This window comes from Gracilibacillus saliphilus, assembly GCF_010994085.1.
Taxonomy (GTDB): Bacteria; Bacillota; Bacilli; order Bacillales; family Amphibacillaceae; genus Gracilibacillus; species Gracilibacillus lacisalsi.
The window spans coordinates 101,542-124,079 of record NZ_WJEB01000004.1 but is presented as its reverse complement, the minus strand read 5'-3'; the positions used below and the strand labels follow the sequence as shown (position 1 = coordinate 124,079).

Genomic DNA, 22,538 nt, shown 5'->3' with positions numbered 1-22,538 from the left:
GTGACGGAATGGAGCGCGTGTACTATCTTGCAGATTTTATTATAAAACTTGTTTATTTAAATTTACTTGCTTTTTTCTTTAGTTTGCTAGGCTTAGTTGTTTTTGGGGTGTTCCCTGCCGTGACTGCTACTTTTTATATTGTTCGCAAATGGTTAACAGGTGATAGTGATATAAAAATAACAAAGAACTTTTATCGCATTTTTAAAAAGGAATTGCTCAGAAGTAACGGGATCGGATGGTTGTTAACAATAGTTGGTTTATTGTTGTATATTAATTTAACGATTGCTGAAGTGATCAACCATTCACTCATACAAATAAGCTATTATCCAATCTTAACGGTTTTTATCTTGTTCCTTTGCCTATGCTTATTTGTCATTCCTGTTTATATCCATTTTCGGACTTCTTTTCTTTCTGTTCTAAAACATGCCTTCTTGTTGATATTTGTTCATCCGGTGAATACATTGTTATTGTTGATAACGGTTTCAATCTTTTGTATGATGATGAAGACGATACCGGGATTTATTCCTTTATGTGGTCTCAGTGGTCTCGTATTGATTGTTATGTATTTTAGTTTGAGAACGTTTGAAAGAGTGACAACGATACAAGGAAAGCGAAAGGAAGTCGCATTATGATACGTTTGTTTAACAATCATCAAGTAAGAAAATATCAAGAATTAGATGGACTGTGGGATTTTCAGCCGATTGATGAGAATTGTACGATAAAGGATGTGGAGAAGTATGATTATCAACTTCCTATACCAAGTTGCTGGGAGTCACATCCATCCTTTGCCAATTATCGTGGAAAAGCAGCCTATCGAAAAAAGATCTTCATCCAAAATGACACGCATGTACATTTAGTTTGTAAAGGAATTAGTCACACGGCCGAAATTTATTTTGACAGAAGTTATGTTACTTCTCATTATAATGCTTATACACCTTTTTCTCATGTCATTAAACATGTAAAACAGGGTGAGCATGAGCTGGTGATCCTCGTTGACAATCGTTTCACGGATCAATCTTCTCTGCATATTCCTAATGACTATTATACGTATGGGGGTATCATAAGGCCGGTTGCGGTCGAATTAATGGATAGTATCATGGTAAATCAAGTGAAAAGCGTCCCAGTCAAAGTAGGAGAAAGTTGGAATTTAGAATTAGAAGTTGATATGGAATTATTAGACGATAGTCCGGACAGTTATTATCTAAAAGGAATCATTGCTAACCAAACATTTACGATTGATCTTAAGAAAACAGACAAAAACAAGAGAATTAGTCATTCAATAACAGGGTTGGATGTGTCTGCATGGTCACCAAATAGTCCTCATTTGTATCAGTTAGAACTTCAAATCGTAAGAAAAGCGGATGAAGTGGCTGTAGACGATTATATCGAACGAATCGGATTTCGCGAAGTCACAACAGCAAATGGAAAGATCCAAGTGAACGGTGAAGATATCGTGTTAAAAGGATTTAACCGTCATGAGGATCATGCAATTGTCGGTGCTTCTTTTCCACTTAGTCTGATGGTAAAGGATCTGGAACTAATGAAGGATATGGGGGCTAATGCCGTTCGTACGAGCCATTACCCGAATGATGAGCTTTTTCTTGATTTATGTGATGAACTGGGATTTCTTGTTTGGGAGGAAAACCATGCCCGTGGACTAAGCTTAGAACGAATGCAGCACCCGCTTTTCCGAAAGCAATGTGAACAAGTAAATCGGGAAATGGTAGAAAATCATTATAATCATCCCTCTATTATTATTTGGGGGATTTTAAACGAGTGTGCCAGTAATACCGAACAAGGACGTGAAATATATCAGGAACAGCTCGAACAAATTCGGGCACTCGACCAAAGTCGTCCTCTGACTTTTGCTTCCCATCATCGAGCGGCAGAACTATGTTTTGACTTGGTAGATATCGTATCGTTCAACCTCTATCCACAATGGTACACAGATGAAGATCCAAGTGATCTAGCTGACCAGGCCAGAAAGTGGGCAGATGAGTCAGGTGGGGCAGGAAAACCGATGATAATGAGTGAGTTTGGTGCTGATGGGTTATATGGTTATCGCTGTTCAACTGCAGTCAAAGGAACAGAAGAACGGCAGGCAATGATTATCGAGGCTAATTTAGCTGCTTATATGAAAAAAGATTATCTATCTGGTATGTTCATCTGGCAATTTGCTGACTGTCGAGTGACAGAGGAAGAGTGGTTTATGACAAGAGCCGGTACGCAAAACAACAAAGGTATTGTTAATGGCTACCGTCAACCCAAACAAGCCTACCATATTGTTAAAAACAAATGGGGCTAAGAATATGTCGGAAAGGAGGCATCAAGCAGTGTCAATCAAAGTAGGAATTATCGGACTCGGTCTCCAAGGTACAAAATACGCATCACTCATTCATGACGGGAAAGTAAAAGGAATGGCATTAACAGCCGTCAATTCACGAAGCGAGGAGAAAAGAGACTACGTACAGGAGCACTTTAAAGAGGTGTTATTTTATCAGGATTATCACGATTTAGTAAAAAATGAAGCAATTGATGCTGTTATCATTTGTGTTCCTCATTTTCAGCATGTCGCAATTGCTATGGAAGCACTTGCCCATAACAAACATGTATTGGTAGAAAAACCGCTCAGTGTACATACCAAAGAGCTTGAAGAACTAAATCGATTAGCCGAAGAAAAACCGGATTTGCGTTTTGGTATCATTTTTAATCAACGGACAAAGCCAGTTTATCAAAAGCTGAAGGATGTATTGGTGGAACGTATTATCGGTAATATTAGAAACTGGCAATGGACAGCTGCCAAAACATGGCGTCCGCTAGCCTATTATGAACAGAATGAGTGGCGTGCAACCTGGAATGGAGAAGGTGGCGGCGTCTTAATCAATCAAGCATCACATCACATTGATTTAATCACTTGGTTATTTGGGATGCCTGAAAAAGTGTTTGCACACCTTAAGTATGGATCTCAACGAGACATTACAGTTGATGATGATGTAATAGCTGTCTTTACTTATACGAACGGTATGTCAGGTGTTTTTACATCCCGTACTCATGATTTTTTCGGAACAGATCGGCTTGAGATCCTGGGAGATAAAGGCAAGATTATGATAGAAAACGGGGATTGGATGAACATGAAAGTTTTTGATCAAGAGGAACAGCTCTGGAGTAAGAAGTTAAGTTTAGCAGAGTTCAAGACGTTGGAGCAAAATCCCCCGTATTATCAAGAAAAGATGTTGGATTATAGGGAGGTTAAGCAAAATCCATATGTTAGCATCATGGAAAATTTCATGGAAAGCATAACAGAAAATACTCGGTTATTTGCGACAAAAGTAGATGGTGAACGTAATGTGGAGCTGATTAATGCTATTTATTTATCGGACTGGCTGCAGCGAGAAGTATCTATACCTTTTGACCAATCGCTTTATCTTGAAAAATTACATGCCATAATGGAAAAAGAAAGAGAAGGCTGAACCGGATATGGTCTTCTCTTTCTATATGCAATTTATCTGCTGGTAAGTTCAGGAAAAACGACATTTTAAAGCTTACATTATTTTGATTTATTTTTATTTTGTGGCAATGTTGTATTCGTTGCTAAGAAATTACGTTCTGTATTTGCTCTAACATTTTTTAGGTTATATTTCCTCTTTGGCACAGTATTCAACTCCTTCTTATGGCTTATTTGTCACGGTTATTAACCCGTGATATGTTTCCTTTTTAATATGTGCACCTGCAAAATGTTTATGAATGTTTGCAGAAAAATTGTTTATACCCTCCAGGTTCCTCTATTTAACCAAGAAATCAAAACATATCCATTTTTCAATCTACCTAAGATTTCTTATGTAAGCCCTTACTTTTATTTATTTAATTGAAACTGCTTACAATATAAAATGAACTTAACTTAATTGGAAAGGGGTTATTAGTGATGAAAAAGTGGTATTTATTTTTAGTTTTAGCATTTTTTACTGCATTGGTGGTTGCCTGTAGTTCGGATTCTGCTAATGAAAATGAGGAAAATACAGGATCTGAAGAAGATACAACAGAGACAGAAAATGACGAAGGGGCATCAGATAGTGAAGAGGTCACTTTACGAGTAGCATGGTGGGGTGGTCAGGAGCGACATGACCGCACATTACAAGTGATTGAAATGTACGAAGAGGAAAATCCTCATGTAACGATTGAGGCTGAGTATTCTGGTTTTGATGGTTATTTTGACAAATTAAATACACAACTGGCAGCTGGAAATGCTCCCGACGTTATACAATTTGGTGGTAATTTAAACGACTTTGTAGCTCGAGACGTAATTTTACCATTAGATGATTACGTAGGAAATGAATTAGATATAAGCTTACATGATCAAAGTATGTTGGATTCGGCAACATTTAATGACCAATTGTATGGGGTGACACTTGGTACAACAGCATGGGGCTTACTGTTAAATAAAACAGCGTTTGAAGAAGCTGGTATTTCAATGCCAAGTAAAGACTGGACATGGGAAGATTTTAAAGAGATAACACCTCAATTATCTGAGAATCTGGATGGAACATATGGTGCAGGGGATTTTGGTGAAGATGGTTTTGGTGTATTTCTCGCACAAACAGATAAGTATACCTATTTAGATGGTGAAGTTGGTTTTGAAGCAGATGATGTTAAAGAATGGTTCAACTTATGGAAAGAACTTCGTGAAAGTGGCGGCGCTGCTATTCCGGAGGTACAAGTGTCAGCATCCCAAACTCCAGAACAATCCTTGATTGTGCAACGTGACGTAGCGATTGAATCTGTTGCAAGTAACCAGCTCGGTGCTTACACAGGTGCGACAGAGGATGAGTTTGAACTATATCCTTACCCAGCTAATTCAGAAACGGGTAAAAACGGCGTATCCCTAAGACCAAGTCAGTATTTTGCGGCGTATAAGGATACAGAGCATCCAGAAGAAGCGGCAAAATTTATGGATTTCTTCGTTAATAACATCGAAGCTACTGAAATATTAGGTAATGATCGTGGTGCACCGGTTAATTCTGATGTGCGTGAAAACTTGATTGATCAAGCTACAGAATTAGATGAAGCTGTTTACTCTTACATTGATTTAGTAAGTGAAACATCTGATGCACCATTTGTTCCTAACTTACCTGGTTACAATGAAAATACCCAATTATTCACGGAAACAGAGCAAATTATTTATTACGACCAAAAATCAGTAGATGAAGCTGCAGAAGACTATTACGAAGAATTACTTGCCAATATTGAAAAATACGAAAATGAAGAGGTTGAAGAATAAAGTGAAACACTGTCCATTATAAAAAGCTTGATAACAAAGTGACTCCTAGTGAGTCACTTTGTTCCATCCATGTTTTTGAAGTCTTAGCCTGAAAAGAAAGCATAAAATTTAGGTATTTGTCTAGCTCCGACTAAATGTTAAGTGGATCTACGATTGTTTTAATAGTCATTTTGAAATATATCAATCGCATAACCATCGCTTCGGCTGCCCACTTCCCCTTCCATGGGGTTTTTCAGTAGCCCTCGAGTGAAAGTGGGCGGCCTCCGCTATAAAGCAGCTCTACAACGTATGTGACAGCTAACTTTTTGAGGTTTTATACAATGTGAAATAAAAGACGTAATGTTCGTACGCTAAAACAATGTAGAACGTTATTAGCGAAGTGGGCAAGCCGCAGCGGTTGTTACGCCTATTATTCATGTCAAAATAACTACTTTGGACAGGACCGGGTGGGCTTTCTCGTTTTTTTCAATTTCAGGAAAATCAACAGAGATTGGTTTGCTGAGATGAAGACTTCAACACACAGAAAGATTTAGGAGAGGTGACAATGAAAAGTACAGAAGCATTAGAAACACCGATGATAAAGAAAAAATCGAAGGAAAAACGCAAGCAATATATCGCTGCATATGTGTTTCTTTTACCTTGGTTAATCGGTTTTCTTGGGTTGATATTAGGACCCATGATCAGCTCATTATATTTATCTTTTACACGTTTTGACTTATTAAATACACCGGAATGGATTGGTCTTTCCAACTTTCAAGCAATGTTTCAGGATGAAAGGTGGATTGCATCTGCAAAAGTCACGTTAACCTTCGTATTTATTGCAGTACCAACACAGTTAATCGCAGCTTTATTAGTAGCTGTATTATTGAATAAAAAAATGGCAGGTATCGGCTTTTATCGAACGACCTATTATTTGCCTTCATTACTTGGCGGAAGTGTTGCAATTGCGATTCTTTGGAAAAATTTATTTGAAATTGATGGATTAGTCAATCAGGTTTTGGCCTATTTCAATATACAAGGACAAGGATGGATTTCACACCCTGATTATGCATTAGGAACGATCATTATATTAGCAACATGGCAGTTTGGTGCTTCCATGGTTATTTTCTTGGCAGGGCTAAAACAAATTCCGAAAGAACTTTATGAGGCAGCAGCAGTTGACGGAGGAACGAAACGTCAAGTGTTTTTCCGTGTTACATTGCCATTATTATCACCAGTTATTTTCTTTAACTTAGTAATTGAATTAATTAAATCAATTCAAGTGTTTACTTCAGCCTTTATTATAAGTGAGGGGACAGGTGGGCCAATTAACTCCACGTTATTCTACACTCTCTATTTATACCAGAAAGGTTTTACGCAATTTGAGATGGGATATGCCTCTGCAATGGCATGGGTGTTAGTGTTTGTTTTAGGTGTGATGACACTGGTTATCTTCTTCTCATCAAAATACTGGGTGCATTATGAAGACGGGGGGAAATTGTAATGAATCAAAGTACGAAAACAAGCAAGATTTTAACACATGTTTTCATTATCGTATTCGGTTTATTGATGCTATATCCGGTGGTATGGATGGTCGCGAGTTCGTTTAAGCCGGAAACACTTATTTTCTCGTCGCCGAGTATTTTTTCGAAAGAGTGGACATTGGATAATTATACGAATGGTTGGAATGTAGTAAGAAATGTTACATTTGGACAATTTTTTCAAAATTCGTTCTTAATAAGTATGATTGCGGTACTAGCCAATCTCATTACTTGTTCGATGGCAGCATATGCTTTTGCTAGGTTGAAATTCCCATTGAAAAAGCTCTGGTTTGCATGTATGCTAATGACGATTATGTTACCAGCACATGCAACGCTTATTCCGCAATATACAATTTTTCATAATTTAGGATGGGTTAATACGATTTTGCCATTAACTGTCCCGAAATTATTAGCGACAGATGCTTTTTTTATCTTCCTCATGGTACAATTTTTTAGAGGGATTCCTCGTGAGTTAGATGAAAGCGCGATCATGGATGGTTGCGGTATTTATCAGATTTATACGAGGATCATTATGCCTTTAGCGGTCCCGGTATTAATTACGACAGCGATCTTTACCTTTATCTGGACTTGGGATGATTTCTTTAGCCAAATTTTATATTTAAATACCGTTGATACGTTTACAGTTCCATTAGGTTTACGATTATTTTTAGATTCACAAGGGGAATCCTCCTGGGGATCTGTCTTTGCAATGTCCGTGCTTTCCTTAATTCCAATAACAACCGTATTTTTCATTTTTCAACGATATATTGTGGAAGGCATAGCAACTACTGGTATAAAAGGTTAGTATTGGTTAGAAAAGAGGGATATCGATGATTCGAAAATTAAAAACGATAATGGTTGTCTGTTTTGTTTTCGTCAATGCCCTCTTTCTTGCAGGTGTCAGCTATTCTTCTTACCAATATTTTTTTAATTTTACCTCTGATGAAATTAGTGAGGCAAAACTGACGTTATTAAATGAAAGCGCTAATAAATTATCAGGTGTAATCCAAAATATTCGTGAGGCGGGAACGTTTATTGCCATTGATCGTACTGTTGTTGAGATGTTCGAAAATACGGGCACCACGCCATATGAAGCATTAGTGGAACGTAATGAACTGAAGAATTTGGCTAATAATGTTGCTTCTTTAAAACAAGAGGTTTATTCGGTTGAAATATATACGGATCGTTTTCAGGAGTATTCGTATCTTTATGACTATAATGTACAGCCACAATCCAACCTGACCGAGCAGGAGTGGTTTGAACCTTTTATTGAGAATGTTGATAATGGCTGGGTGCCAAGGCATACCGACGAACTGATGGATAGAGAAATGATTAGTTATGTTCACCGGATTTTAAACCAGCGCAGTGAGACAGTCGGATATATTAAAGTCAATGTGCTTGCGGAAAACTTTCTGGAATATTTAGTGGATATGGATTTATATGATGAAATTAATGAACCATTTATTTTATTAAATACTGGTGGAAGAATTATTGCGGAAACACACTCACGGGAAGAGTATCCGATTCTAAATGATATTACCGTTTCTGTTGAAAGTGAAATATATGAACGGTTAATTCCAGAATATGATGAATTAACGGACCACCATCAATTAATTAAAAAAGACAATGAATATTACTTATTATTAATTTCCCGCCCGAATTATGAACAGTGGCGACTTGTACAGGTTATTCCAGTTGATGATTTGTATGCAGAAACCCAAGAGCTTGGTGTTCATGTGTTAGTGATTGGGTTAATTGCAATTCTGTTATCGATACCGATTGTGTACGGTATTGGAAAATGGATTACCAAACCAATTAGTCATATGGTGAAGGCCATGCGTAAAGTGGAAAAGGGAGAATTCGATGTTCAGGTGAAAAGCCATTTCGTTGAAGAGTATGATATTTTAGGAAAGAACTTTAATCAGATGACGAACGAATTGTCAGAGTTATTGGAAAAGCTGGAAGAGGAAAATTCCAATCGTCGTGAAGCAGAAATGCGTGCATTACAAAGTCAAATAATGCCCCACTTTCTGTACAACACATTAGATATGATTAAGTGGAAGTCACTTGACCATGATGCAGAAGATGTTGGAGAAATGGTTAATAAGTTAAGCAAAATGCTACGAATCGGCTTGAGTGGTGGTTTGAAGTTTATTCGGTTGCGTGATGAGTTAGATCATGCCAAATGTTATATTGATATCCAAAAGCAACGTCAGCCACAAGCTATTGATTACAAAGTTCGCGTACCAGCTTATATGAAGGATTACTATGTTCCAAAAATTATTCTCCAGCCTTTTATCGAAAATAGTATAAAACATGGCTATCATAATGCCGGGTCTAAAAGAATGGAGATTATGGTTCTTGGAGAAATGTGCGAAAAAAACGATTGTATCAAGCTAACTGTCAAGGATAATGGGACAGGATTACCGGATAATTGGAGTTTTTCTAATGTGAAAGGGATTGGTATTCAAAATGTAAGAGAGCGGATTGCCATGTATTGTGGTGAGCAGTTTGATGTTGACATTTATAATCATGAAAAAGGTGGAGTGGTCGTAGAAATTCGCGTACCGATTTATGAAGAACAACCTGCTACACAACCTCAGGCAAATGAATCGGGGGAATAGAGAGTGAAGTCCATTATAATTGTTGATGATGAATTATCGGTAAGAGATGGCTTAATCAAGCACGTCAATTGGGAGAAATTACAGATACGAGTTTTAGGTAGTGCCAATGATGGAGAACAAGCTATAAGGATGATCGAAGAAGAAACACCAGACCTGCTGATTACAGATATTTATATGCCTGGGATGGATGGTCTTTCTTTGATTAAAATGGTAAGCGAAAACTATTCTTCTATCCGGATCATTATTCATAGTGGTTATAATCACTTTGATAATGCTAGAAAGGCGATTCAATATGGTGTCAAACATTTCTTTTTGAAACCTTCACCAGTGACGGAAATCGAAACTGTGATTCAGGAAGTATTGCAAGAAATCGAGTCAGAGGATAAGCAACAGGCAATCCTTGAAACTTATCGAGAACAAGGCCCTGCCTATTTAGCCTACCGAAAAGATACATTTATCCGTAATCTTCTGTTTAATCGGTACAAATCAAAGGATTTGTCTGTTGAAAGCAAGGAGCTTTTAGAAGTAGATGTAAATGCATCCCAAGTGGTGACATCGATTATGATTAATCGACCACCATATATAACAAAAGCACATGAGCGTGAATGGCAATTAATGAAGTTTAGTGTAGGCAATATTTTGGTGGAAACCATACAGCAGTTTTCTGAGCAATATCGTTTTGTTACCCATCTTCTTGATTATTCTGATTCTACCTATGTAATGGTAGTCTTTTTGCCCGGAAATGAAATTTATTTAGAGCAATTAAATGATAAGCTCGTCCATAAAATGTTGGAGAATGTCCTCTATTACTTAAAAGTATCCGTTATGATTGGGGTCAGCAATGTCAGAAAAAGCTTGCATCAGTTAACAGACGCGTATTCGGAAAGTATGCAAGCTTTAGAAGTTGCGGAGTATGAAGAATGGAACAAAGTATTTCATTACCAGGAGACAAAGCAGAAAGGCTCTGGTGATGCATATGTATATCCTTTTGAAACGATTAAAGACATTCATACAAAAATTAGCGATAAGGATTACGATGAGTTATTAGCAATCTGGGATCAATTTGTAAACGGTTTATCAGAAGGGGATTATTCTCCTTTTTATATGATCCAAACCGTTTCGATCAATATTTTAAGTGCATTAATGATGGAAAATCAGTCAATCGATCATGGTGAATCCCAACCTGAAGAGCAGTCATCTTTATTGATTGAAGTCTATAATTATCATACAACGAAAGATTTACTAGCATGGATGACAGAGCAATTAAGAAAGTGGGTGGAGCATTCTAAGGAGGCACTAGCTGGCAAGAAGACGAGTAAATTAGTAGAGCAGGTGAAGGAGCATGTTCATCATTATTATGATGAAGAAATCACGTTAGCTGAAATTGCCGATATGCTCTATGTGAACCGCAATTATTTATCTCAGTTATTTAAAAAAGTAACCGGTGAAACGTTTGTTAATTACTTGAACCAGTATCGAATCACCAAAGCGAAAGAATTATTACGCGAAAAAAGGTATATGGTCTATGAAGTGAGTGAAATGGTAGGATATCAAAACTCTACTTATTTCAGTCAAGTATTTAAAGCCATTACAGGTGTAAGCCCATCTGAATATTTTTAGGATGTGAAGTGCTCTCGAGGACAAAAGAAAGGAAAAAGTGGAAAAAGTGTCTTCGAAAAGAGGAGCTTAATTTGATAAGGGAGGGGATTTAATGAAGGTAAATCAGGAAGTTCAGATTAGAGATCCATTTGTTTTTGTAGATCGTAAACAAGGAAAATATTATTTATTCGGTAGTACCGATCAAAATATCTGGGGAAAGGGTACTGGCTTTGATGTTTGGATTGGGGACGATTTAAAGCAATGGGAAGGCCCCTATCCAGTATTTCGCCCTGATATAGAGTTTTACTCAGACGAGAATTTCTGGGCACCAGAAGTACATGCGTATAATGGTTCTTATTATATGTTTGCGACCTTTCTATTAAAGGATAGTGGTAAACGTGGTACAGCTATTTTAAAATCTGATTCATTAACAGGTCCGTTCCATCCGCACAGTGAAGGGATTGTCACACCGAAAGACTGGTTTTCACTAGACGGAACATTACACATTGATGAGGAAGGTAAGCCGTGGATGGTATTTTGTCATGAATGGGTTCAGATTGGTGATGGAGAGATTTGTGCTGTTCGCCTAAGTGATGATTTAAAGAAAGCTATCGGAGATCCGGTAACCCTTTTTGCGGCATCAGAAGCCCCTTGGCCAACATCATTTCAACATAAAACACGAAATACAAAAGAAAATTATGTGACAGACGGTCCCTACATATATAAAGCGGAGAATGGAGAATTATTAATGTTGTGGGCTAGTTTTGTTGATAATGTCTATGCCCAAGGGATTTCCCGTTCCACAACTGGGGACGTAACAGGTCCATGGGTGCATGATGAAAAGCCATTATTTGAAAGTGATGGTGGTCATGGCATGTTATTTCATGATTTACAAGGACAATTACACCTGACATTGCATTCACCAAATAAAACGCCGAACGAACGACCGATTTTTATTCGAATGGAAGAGCATAATGGTGTGCTTAGGAGGGCTGAGGATGAATAGAAAAAAGATTGTCGATAAACATGCTCCTGTCGTGACCAAGATAGAACCTAGGGCACCGTTATCCATTGGAAATGGTGAATTCGGAATGTCTGTTGACTTTACGGGGTTGCAAACCTTCCCTGAGCAATATGTGACACCATTAAGTACACAATCAAATTGGGGTTGGCATGCTACTGGTGGAAAAAATCGTTCCACATTAGATGATGTGACTATGCAATATTACCAAGGGGCGCCATATCCGCTTTTTCCAGAAAATAAAGAAGAAGCCTATCATTGGTTGAGACAAAATCCTCATCGTTTACAACTTGGACAGATTGGGTTTCTGTGTGATGCTGAGGAAGTCAAACCTGTTAGGCAAAGGCATGATTTATGGTCTGGTGTGATTGAGAGTGATTTTATCTTAAATGGCGAGAAGGTTAAGGTAAAGACAGCTTGTGCTCCGGAAGAGGACATCATCGGAGTAACCGTAGCCTCATCCTTGTTAAAAAAAGGTCAAATCGCAATACAATTAGCTTTTCCCAGTCCCAATATCACCGATCGAAAATGGGAAGATGCGTTAGCATTGAATTGGGAAGAAAGTGGACATCAAACAGAGGTATTTAACCAATCTGATAACTCGATTAAGTTGAAACGCATAATGGATGATACGTCTTATACAGTAGGATGGAAGTGGAACTCTGGAGAAGTTCGGCAAACAGAAGCACATAAATGGGTATTAACATCAGATGCTGAAACACTGACATTTACACTGTCTTTTTCTGAAAATAAGCTGATAGAAAAGACAACAGATCAGGTGTTTACAGAATCGCGTGAGCATTGGAAGGAATTCTGGTCTAACGGAGGTTTCCTGTCTTTTGAAGGAAGTAAGGATCCTCGTGCAGATGAACTGGAACGGCGGGTGATTTTATCACAATATCTTTTAGCTACTCATAGCGGTGGTTCGGTTCCACCACAAGAAACAGGATACATGTATAACAGTTGGTTTGGGAAGTTTCATTTAGAGATGCATTATTGGCATGCTGCACATTTTCCGTTATGGGGAAGGCCAGCCATTTTGAAAAAAAGTATGAACTGGTATCTCAATATTTTGCCAAAAGCTTACCAGCTAGCAGAATCTCAAGGGTTTCAAGGTGCTCGTTGGCCGAAAATGGTTGGTGTAGAAGGAGAGCAGACGCCATCACCGATAGCTCCGGGTTTAATTTGGCAGCAACCACATCCAATATATTTAGCTGAATTATGCTATCAAGCAAATAATGATGAAAAGATGTTAGAGACATTTAGTGAAGTAGTTTTTGCTTCGGCTGATTTTATGGTATCATTCGCTACCTATGATGAAGAGCGTGATGTCTATCAACTAGGTCCTGGACTCATACCAGCGCAAGAGAATCACCGGATGGAAGATAGCATTAATCCACCATATGAACTAGAATATTGGCATTTTGGCTTAGGTATCGCGATCAAATGGTGTGAGCGATTAGGTAAAGAAATACCGGAAAAATGGAAAGCAGTCAGAAAAAAAATAGCAAAGCCACGTGTAAAAGATGGGGTCTATTTAGCCCATCGTGATTGTGAAAATACTTTTACTGAAAAAAATCATGATCATCCATCAATAGTAGCGGCTTTTGGTGTATTGCCAGGAGAATTAATAGATAAGAAGGTAATGCTTGATACATTGCATAAAGTTAAAGAAGAATGGCAATGGGAAACAGCATGGGGATGGGATTTTCCAATGTGTGCCATGACAGCTGCAAGGCTTGGGGAGCTAGATTTAGCTGTCGACTTTTTGTTAATGGATCAAGTTAAAAATACCTACTCTATCAATGGACATAACTACCAACATGATGCATTAACGGTCTATCTTCCTGGAAATGGAGCTTTGTTGATTGCAGTAGCAATGCTCGCAGCGAAAACAGGTTTCCCAGAAGGATGGACGCTCGAACAAGAGGGATTAAAAGATATATATAGTTAAATTAGATGATCAACTTACAGACAAAACAAGAAAAACGTCAGGCGTGTCCGTAAGAATAGATCTTGCGGACAAAGCTAGATCAAAAATGAAAAAAGTGTCCATAAGAAAGCATCTAATAGACAAATTCAAGAAAAAGCAAGCAAAGCTGTGCGTAATAAAAACAAACCTTCATTCATCCAAATATATTCAACATTTCCGTTTCTTTTATCCTTAAAAAAATAAGTGACAGATGCTTTGAAAATTGGTACACTATTTTAGTATATATTTCGAAGTGGAACAGTAATGGACGTTGTTCTATTACTGTTTTTTCTGTGTTTATCACGGCGCTGTCCAATCCATTCCAAGATGATCCATGAAGCTAGGTAGGGATATGGACGCTAACACCTTGATAAGTTCGTTAATAGTCAGTGTGGGGCCAAACTCCTACTGATAGAAGTTTTACTTTATGGACAGGATAGTAATAGTGGAGGTTATGTTTATGGAAGGTACAATATATTCTTTAATTCCGGCGGTTTTGATGCTGATACTAGTATTAACGACAAGACGAGTATTGTTGTCTTTAGGAACCGGAATTGTTGTTGGAGCTTTGCTTATTCACGAATTTAATATCGTAGATAGTCTTCAGCAAATCTGGCTCGTCTTTCGAGATATCTTCTACACAGAAGATGGTTGGAATCTAGGAAGTATTTATTTACTTGTCTTTTTGGTGTTATTAGGAATTATGACAGTTGTGATGACAGCTTCCGGTGGCAGTAAAGCTTTCGGAGAATGGGCTATTCAAAAAGTAAAAACAAGACGTGGTGCTCAACTCGTCCCATCCTTTCTGGGTGTTCTCATATTTATTGATGATTATTTTAACAGTTTAGCTGTGGGACAAGTCTCGAGACCATTAACAGATCGATATAAGGTATCCCGAGCAAAATTAGCCTATTTTATTGATTCTACTTCTGCTCCCATCACGGTAATTACACCAATTTCAAGTTGGGGCGCTTATATTATTGGGACGCTAGGCTCCATTTTTGTTGCAGCTGAAGTGACGGAATTTCAGCCGTTAGAAGCATTTGTTAAAATGATCCCATTAAATATGTATGCTTTTGCGGCAATGTTGTTAGTATTTTTAGTGGCAATTTTTCGTATTGATATTGGAGCAATGAGAACTCATGAGAAAAGAGCAGTGGAAACAGGTCAAGTAGTAGACCCTGCAAAGCAAACGATGTCAGCCGATATGAAAGAGAACGCGGTTGTAAATGAAAACGGAAAAATCATGCATTTATTAATTCCAATTATTGTATTGGTAGTTGCTACCGTTGGGACGATGCTTTATACAGGGTATCTGGAAACAGAAGGAAAAGCAACGATCTTAACCATGTTTGAAAACACGAATGTAAATCTGTCCCTTTTTGTCGGAGGTTTATGTGCTGTTGCCGTTGGACTAATGATGTATATTTTCTTAAGTGGGACTAAGTTATCAGTGGCGAAAGTGATAAAAGATGGTTCCATGTCAATGATGCCAGCGATTTATATTTTAATTCTTGCCTGGATGATTGGAGCTATCATTGAGACTATTGATACTGGTGGTTATCTGGCTGAATTAGTACAGCAATATTCGTTTAACGTGAACTTTTTAGCACTGTTATTATTTGTGATTGCTGGTTTTATGGCGTTGGCAACTGGAACATCATGGGGAACGTTTGGTATTATGCTTCCGATTGCCGCACAAATTGCTATCGAGTATGATGTTGACTTAGTACTTCCAGCAATGGCTGCGGTGCTGGCAGGATCTGTTTTTGGGGATCACTGTTCTCCTATATCTGATACGTCAATCCTATCCTCTACCGGTGCTGGGGCAAATCACATGGATCATGTCATTACTCAGTTACCATATGCGTTTGTCAGTGCTTTGGCAGCAGGACTTGGTTATTTAATCTTCGGTTTCACTGGTGAAGTAATGATCTCGTTAACAGTTACATTATTATTTATTGTGATGATTGCTGTTTTATTTATTGTTATAAAACGGAATGCAAAATAGTAAGAAAAGCGCAGAGCGCCCGATTAGAAACGTAGCGACTCCAGAATTAACTAAGATAAAGGAATCACGGTGAGTTTACGAACCGATGATGACTTTCACCTAAAGGCATAAGTGCGACTAAGCCTCTGGTTTCACCAATCGGCAAGTCTTCTTTATCGTAGGGCAATTCGTGAAGTAGCTTAGTTTCTGGGCGTTCGGAGCTAGACATCTGCGCAAAATTTATACTTTCTTATCTTATAAAAAAAGGCCTTTGCTAAATAGCTAAGGCCTTTTCCTATTTATTCTCCTTTTATCTTACGATACCAAGTTAAACTGCCAATCCCGATTAATACTAGGACTAAACCAATCCCCATATAATTAAATTGAGCAGTAGCTGTATCAGGTAATCGATTGTTTTCCTTCTCATGGTTAGATGCTAGATATGGATCAGTTGTATCTTCTGATTTGTTATCATCCTCATGAGAATCTGTCGACGTTTCTTCTTTATTGGAATCGTCTGTTGGATTAGTTGATTCGTTTTCTTCGTCAACAGGTTTTTCCACTTCTTCGCTTGATTCTTCTTGTGGACGATCATCCTCTGTCTCTTCTTTAACTGGATCCTCCTTATCCGGTTCTTCCTCTGCTAAAGAAGTAACACTTTCCCCATCTTTGACAATCGTATAGTCCATTGTTTCACCACTCCAGAAGTGGAAGGTGAGATCAACTTCTCCATCCTCAACTTCATTAAAAAATGTATCCTTTAACTCGATAAACCCTTCTTGATAATCCGGGGCAAAAGTATAACCATATTCCTTAAATGCCGTCCAATTCTGTGGGCCTGCAAATGATCCATCTTGATAATATGCTTCCATTGTCGCTAATTGATCCCCATTAAAGTTTGTAGGAATCAGGAATTCGGATGTTGTACCTTCTGTTCCTTCCAATTCAGGTGTTTGATAGACCCGTACATCGATATCCCAATCAACACCACCACTAAATGTTACAGTTAAAGTAGCGACCGTACCAAATTCATTTTTCGTTACAAGGGAGCTCAATAATTCTTTAGAAAAAGTGATCGTATTTCCCACGATTTGATAATCGGCCCCTTCTTCCAATTGTTGATCATTCAGATAGACTTCTTCAAAATCATTGTCATGCAGTTCAAACGTAATTGGTCTATCTGTGATTTCCTCAGACTCTTTTAAGTAAATGAAGTTATCGTTGGGAACTGCAGATCTAGTATGCCAGCTTGTTTGTACTATATTAAAAAAATGTTGATCTGACCATTCCAATGTATCGCGTTTTAAGTGTTGGCCATTATCCCAAAGCATATGAACAAGGTCTTTTTCCTGAGCATAGTGAAGCATATATTCAAAGAATTTCAGTTTTTCACCTTGTTGGATAACACCTGTATCTACGTCAAAGCCAAGCAGTCCATATTCACCAATTACTGTTGGAATCCCGTTCGCCGTAAAGGTATCATGCACACGATCAAATGTAGCGTGGATATCCTCTTTTGTATCTTGTTCAAAACGTGTATACCCAGCAATATTGACACTAAATGGCCAAAAACCATAATAATGAACAGTTGCAATAATATTGGGATCTTCTAAGTTGTCGATAAAATCATATAAAGCAGTAATTTTTTCTGGCTCTGATCCGGTATCAAGAGTAGGTAACACTAATGGACGAATATCATTATTTCCGCCAGATTCTCTAACAATTTGATAAAAGTGAGTATTCAATTCGTCTAAGTATTGCTGGCTCTCTTCTTCGCTTCCCAAAAATCTAGGTTCGTTGATGCTTTCAAACATTAATTTCAGTGAGTCATCTTTAAAACGGTCTGCCAGCTGTGTCCAAATGGCATTAAAACGTTCTACCGTTTGATCATGGTTTTCTTGCATTCCAGATTCTATCCAAATCCATGAATCATGATGAATATTAATCATCACATATAAATCTTCTTCCAACGCCCATTGTACGGTTTGATCAACTCGTTCTAAAAAATCTTCATCAATTTGATAGTCGCCATTATCAGCCATTCGTTGATCAAATGTGATCGGAATGCGAATGCTTTTAAATCCTTCATCTGCAATTTTTTTAATTAAATCTTTCGTAACATAAGGGTTTCCCCAGGCTGTTTCATCTTCACCAACAGCGTCATACGTATTACCAAGATTCCAACCCGGCTGCATGTTTTCGGCATATGTCTGGATATTGATTTCTTCGGTGGGGGGTTCTTCTGCGAATGTAGTAATGGAAGTAATACTAAGCAGCATAACAAAGGTAAGCATAGTTAAGGTGAACTTTTTCTTCAATATCAATCCCTCCCAAAATATAATAGAAAGCGCTTTCTATTATATAAATCTATCACATCAGTTTTTTTGCGAATACATCAAAAATAAGTGCTATTTTCATGTGAAAATGAGACATCCATGGAGATAAAGATAATTTTTACAAACTATTAACATTATTAATATATTATATTAATGATAGAGAAGTAGAATGGCAGAAGAATATGGAAAAAGGAGTGGAATGATGAAGAAATTTGCAATTGCTATTCTATTTATTTCTTTTCTTCTATCAGTAAATCCCATCATGACAACTGCTTCTTCAGAAGTTACCTATCATTCAGAAAGTGAAGACTCATTGGCTGTGAAACTGCTAGGTCGTTATACCAGTGGAGCTCCACTTGATGAAGGTGGGACAGAAATCGTTGCATATGATCCGAATACATATTTAGCTTACTCTGTCAATGGATATGAAAAAACGCTTGATATTATTGATTTATCACGACTTGCAGATGGTCAAACAGAAATGGAGTTAGAGAAACGAATTAAGCTCAGTGATTTTGGGGTTGACGCTGGCGACTTAACAAGTGTAACCATTGCACCAGATAGCAGTTTTATCGCTGTGTCTGTCCCAGCTGCTAATAAAGTGGAAAATGGACATATTGTTTTTATGTCAACAGAGGGTGATGTATTAACAGCAGTTGAAGTCGGGGCTTTACCAGATATGGTTACGATTACACCTGATGGCAATAATGTATTAGTAGCAAATGAAGGTGAGCCAAGTGAAGATTACTCTGTAAATCCGGAAGGTTCAGTATCGATTATTGATGTTTCTAGTGGTGTAAATGAAGGTAACCATTTAGCAGTGAAGACGGCAACTTTTTCAGAAGAGATAATAGAGGGAGATGTCAGAAAAGTACATCCTGACAGTACTTATACAGAAGATTTGGAGCCTGAGTACATTGTAGTAGATGGAACAAGCCAATTTGGTTATGTTGTCTTGCAGGAAGCAAATGCGATTGCAAAATTGGATATTCAAACAGGTGAATTTCTTACAGTGAAAAGTTTAGGTTATAAGGACTATTCTTTACCTGAAAATAAATTAGATGCATCAGATAAAGATGACGAGATCAATATCCGTAATTGGCCGGTATTATCGCTTTATCAACCGGATGGAATGGATATAGTAGAAATCAATGGTAAAGATTATTTATTAACAGCAAATGAAGGAGACGCCCAAGATTGGGATGGGTTCTCAGAGGAAAAGCGTGTAAAGAAATTGGTGGATGATTATCAATTAAATGCAGATCTTTTTCAAGGGTATAATCAAGAAGAGTTGGACAAAATGGTCGAGGAAGGTCTATTTGATGATGAGCAACTAGGTAGATTGAAGACTTCGACTTCTCATCCAACAAATGCAAACGGAAAATATGAAGCTATCTATGGTTATGGCGGACGTTCTTTTTCTGTATGGGATGCAGAAACATTAGAATTAGTTTATGACAGTGGTTCAGAGTTTGAAGAATTAATTGCAGAAATCGAACCAGAGTATTTTAATAGTAATAATGATGAAGACACATTTGAAACAAGAAGTGATGATAAAGGAATAGAGCCAGAAAGCGTGATATCTGGAGAAGTAAATGGAAAGACTTACGCTTTTACAGGGTTAGAGCGACAAGGCGGTATCATGGTATATGATATGAGCAATCCAACTTCGCCAAGTTTTGATAGTTATTTCACTTCTCGTGTATTTCAAGGACTTGATTTAGATGTCACACCAGCAAGCGGTGATGTTGCACCAGAAGGTTTAACATTTATTAAGGCAGACGATAGCCCAACGGACAAGCCAATTTTATTAGCTGCTCATGAAGTGAGTGGTACGATTGCAGCTTATGAATTAGGAGAGTCTGCTAACTCTTTATTAAGTGAATTAAAGGTAGATGTAGGTGGGTTAAATCCTTCGTTTTTACCAGAACAATTGGAATATCAATTGGAAGTTCCAAACGAAGTAGAAGAAATCCAATTATCAGCTATGACACAATCTGATGATGCATATGTGCTTGTCAATGGAGAAGATCCAGCGGAATCAATTGCACTAGCGGAAGGAAACAATGAAATAAATGTAGAAGTTATTGCAGAAGATGGATCTGTTTCAACTTATACACTGTTTGTGAAGAGACTATTTGCTAATGTGAGTGAACAATTGCAACCATCTGATAACAGCTTTATTGTTGAAACAGATATTGCTAATTTAGATGAACAGGCTACATTGAATCTTGTTTTTCCTACGGATCATGGAGAAGTGAGTGACATTAGCTTTACAAAGGAGCAACTACAGCAAATAAAGGATAAGGATATTACTGTTACAATAGAGCGAGAAGATATTATTGTAACGTTTAATGCTGGATCATTTACTGATGAAGCACCTCTTTCTTTGTTGATTGAAACATTAGATCAGGCTAAATTCGAAGATGGTGAACACGCCCTAACCGACATTTATCAGCTTGAATTTACACAAGGTGACCAAGTAGTTTCTAACTTTGATGTACCAGTGACACTATCCTTTCAATTAGCTGAAACAAATGAAGCTGCTTCTGTTTATCATTGGAATGAGGAAGACAGAGAGTGGGATCAAGTCGGTGGAACACTGCATGATAATTGGATCTCCGTTGAGACAGATCATTTCAGTATATTTACTGTAATAGATTCAACTACTTTAGCTGAGGGAGAACAAGATCCGAATGGAAGTGAAAATGTTTCAAATGGACAAAAGGAAGATAATAATCCTTCAACTTCTGACGAAGAGGATCAAGAAGACCAAGAACAATCCACTTCATCTTCTAAGGAAGAAAAGAGCAACAATAAATTACCTGATACAGCAACGAATATGTATACATTCTTGCTTATAGGTGGTTGTTTGTTATTAATAGGAATGGCCATTGTTGTTATCAGACAACAAAAAAGAAAAACCTCCAATGATTAAATAAACAAAAAATCGTCATGATTGAAAAGCTCATGGCGATTTTTTGAGTCATCATAACAGTCATGTTACTTTTTTTTTCGACTTTTGTATTGTGCAAAAGAACTACCAAATATTACTATGAACATTGCAATCCAAATAAAAATATTCAACACACATTCTCCTCAGTATATGATTTTTAAAAATTACACTATTAACGCTTAATGTTGTCATAAAAATCAAGAAAACAATAAATCTTCCAATATCACTACTCTTCCATATATTCCATTAAATCACCCGGCTGACAATCTAGTGCTTTGCATAAAGCAGCCAATGTGCTGAAACGAATTGCTTTTCCTTTCTCATTTTTTAGAATTGATAGGTTTGCTGGAGTGATCCCGACTTTTTCGGATAATTCATTTAAAGACATTTTTCGTTCTGCCATCATCACATCTAATTTTATTCTAATCATTGAATCGCCCACTTTAAATTGTATATTTATTCTCTTCTACTGCTTTTACAGCAACCTTCAATGCAACCCCTATTAACAGACAAGCAATACCAGTGAAAATAGTATCGATATAAGACAGATTGGAAAATCCAATGGAAGCATTGGTAATATGCAACGCCTCAATTGTTTTGTCAAAGATAAGACCTTCTGTATAAAAGAATATAGTCCCAAAGCTGAGAATGAAAATGCCTATCATATAAAAGAGTTTAACATTCTCCATAATAAACAAACTCTCTTTATAAATATTTTTAAAAAGTTTATCAACGATTCGTAAAATACCTAATACAAGTATAAATAAACTTATCTCACAAATAAAAGATAAAATTTTTAAGTCGGTGTTGATAAAAATATCAGGCTGCGTTTCAAATTCGATCGTTAATAAGCTAATAGTCGGTTCGAACTCGCCAAAGGATTCAGCAAAACTGGAATTTGGAAAAAATAAAAATGCCATATGATATAGAAAACTGTATAATCCAATAGGAATAATTAGAATGAATAAAGTTCGGCATATCAAATAGGTTACTTTAAATAAAATTTTTGTATTCATTATATACTCTCCTCAACTAACAGGATGTCTCATTTATCACGGTGCTAACCGTTGGTAAGTCCACCGCTTCAAACTTCAGCACGGTTTTTTAACCTCTTGCTGATCATCATCTCACTTTATTATACAACAAAAATTTATCGAAAAACAATAAAAAAATATTGAAATTACATAATTTATCCGTTATAGTGAAATAGAAAATTATGGATTTAGATGCAAAGGAGCTACAAGA

General features: G+C 37.3%; 15 protein-coding genes. 12 read left to right on the top strand and 3 right to left on the bottom strand.

The window, feature by feature from the left end; genetic code table 11:
• Positions 1–8 precede the first annotated feature (8 nt).
• From GHT08_RS06935 to GHT08_RS06885, 11 genes are all read left to right on the top strand, one after another.
• Positions 9–632, top strand: coding sequence for a YesL family protein (locus GHT08_RS06935; RefSeq protein ID WP_163580711.1), 624 nt, complete (start codon positions 9–11; stop codon positions 630–632).
• On the top strand, positions 629–2,305 hold the full coding sequence (locus tag GHT08_RS06930) for a glycoside hydrolase family 2 protein (RefSeq protein ID WP_163580710.1): 1,677 nt from the start codon (positions 629–631) through the stop codon (positions 2,303–2,305). The genes GHT08_RS06935 and GHT08_RS06930 overlap by 4 nt, the downstream gene beginning before the upstream one ends.
• A 28-nt stretch (positions 2,306–2,333) precedes the next feature.
• Entirely contained in the window at positions 2,334–3,470 is a 1,137-nt protein-coding gene (locus GHT08_RS06925) for a Gfo/Idh/MocA family protein (protein ID WP_163580709.1), read from the top strand.
• Positions 3,471–3,922: 452 nt separating this feature from the next.
• Positions 3,923–5,275, top strand: a complete 1,353-nt coding sequence (locus GHT08_RS06920; RefSeq protein WP_163580708.1) for an ABC transporter substrate-binding protein — start codon at positions 3,923–3,925, stop codon at positions 5,273–5,275.
• A 544-nt stretch (positions 5,276–5,819) separates the two neighbouring features.
• Positions 5,820–6,758, top strand: a complete 939-nt coding sequence (locus GHT08_RS06915; RefSeq protein ID WP_163580707.1) for a carbohydrate ABC transporter permease — start codon at positions 5,820–5,822, stop codon at positions 6,756–6,758.
• Complete coding sequence (locus GHT08_RS06910; RefSeq protein ID WP_163580706.1) at positions 6,758–7,600, top strand: carbohydrate ABC transporter permease; 843 nt, start codon at positions 6,758–6,760, stop codon at positions 7,598–7,600. Before GHT08_RS06915 ends, GHT08_RS06910 begins: the two co-directional genes overlap by 1 nt.
• A gap of 25 nt (positions 7,601–7,625) precedes the next feature.
• Complete coding sequence (locus tag GHT08_RS06905; protein WP_163580705.1) at positions 7,626–9,419, top strand: sensor histidine kinase; 1,794 nt, start codon at positions 7,626–7,628, stop codon at positions 9,417–9,419.
• Positions 9,420–9,422: 3 nt separating this feature from the next.
• The gene (locus tag GHT08_RS06900) at positions 9,423–11,039 is read left to right on the top strand and encodes a response regulator (RefSeq protein WP_163580704.1); all 1,617 of its coding nucleotides are present in this window, start codon (positions 9,423–9,425) and stop codon (positions 11,037–11,039) included.
• 91 nt (positions 11,040–11,130) lie between these two features.
• Entirely contained in the window at positions 11,131–12,024 is an 894-nt protein-coding gene (locus GHT08_RS06895) for a glycoside hydrolase family 43 protein (protein WP_163580703.1), read from the top strand.
• Positions 12,017–13,993, top strand: a complete 1,977-nt coding sequence (locus GHT08_RS06890; protein WP_193568281.1) for a glycoside hydrolase family 65 — start codon at positions 12,017–12,019, stop codon at positions 13,991–13,993. The genes GHT08_RS06895 and GHT08_RS06890 overlap by 8 nt, the downstream gene beginning before the upstream one ends.
• A gap of 478 nt (positions 13,994–14,471) precedes the next feature.
• Positions 14,472–16,022 carry a Na+/H+ antiporter NhaC family protein gene (locus GHT08_RS06885; protein ID WP_163580702.1) on the top strand — a complete coding sequence of 517 codons (1,551 nt, stop codon included), beginning with the start codon at positions 14,472–14,474 and terminating at the stop codon, positions 16,020–16,022.
• A gap of 278 nt (positions 16,023–16,300) precedes the next feature.
• Here GHT08_RS06885 and GHT08_RS06880 read toward each other — a convergent pair whose 3' ends face one another.
• Entirely contained in the window at positions 16,301–18,319 is a 2,019-nt protein-coding gene (locus GHT08_RS06880) for a cellulase family glycosylhydrolase (RefSeq protein ID WP_163580701.1), read from the bottom strand.
• A gap of 220 nt (positions 18,320–18,539) precedes the next feature.
• On the opposite strand from GHT08_RS06880, the gene GHT08_RS06875 reads away from it, so the two are divergent.
• Positions 18,540–21,275: a choice-of-anchor I family protein gene (locus GHT08_RS06875; protein WP_238343515.1), complete on the top strand. Its 2,736-nt coding sequence runs from the start codon at positions 18,540–18,542 to the stop codon at positions 21,273–21,275.
• A 244-nt stretch (positions 21,276–21,519) separates the two neighbouring features.
• Here the strand turns inward: GHT08_RS06875 and GHT08_RS06870 are convergent, their stop codons facing one another.
• Entirely contained in the window at positions 21,520–21,723 is a 204-nt protein-coding gene (locus tag GHT08_RS06870) for a helix-turn-helix domain-containing protein (RefSeq protein ID WP_163580699.1), read from the bottom strand.
• A 13-nt stretch (positions 21,724–21,736) separates the two neighbouring features.
• Entirely contained in the window at positions 21,737–22,309 is a 573-nt protein-coding gene (locus tag GHT08_RS06865) for a hypothetical protein (RefSeq protein ID WP_163580698.1), read from the bottom strand.
• Positions 22,310–22,538 lie beyond the last annotated feature (229 nt).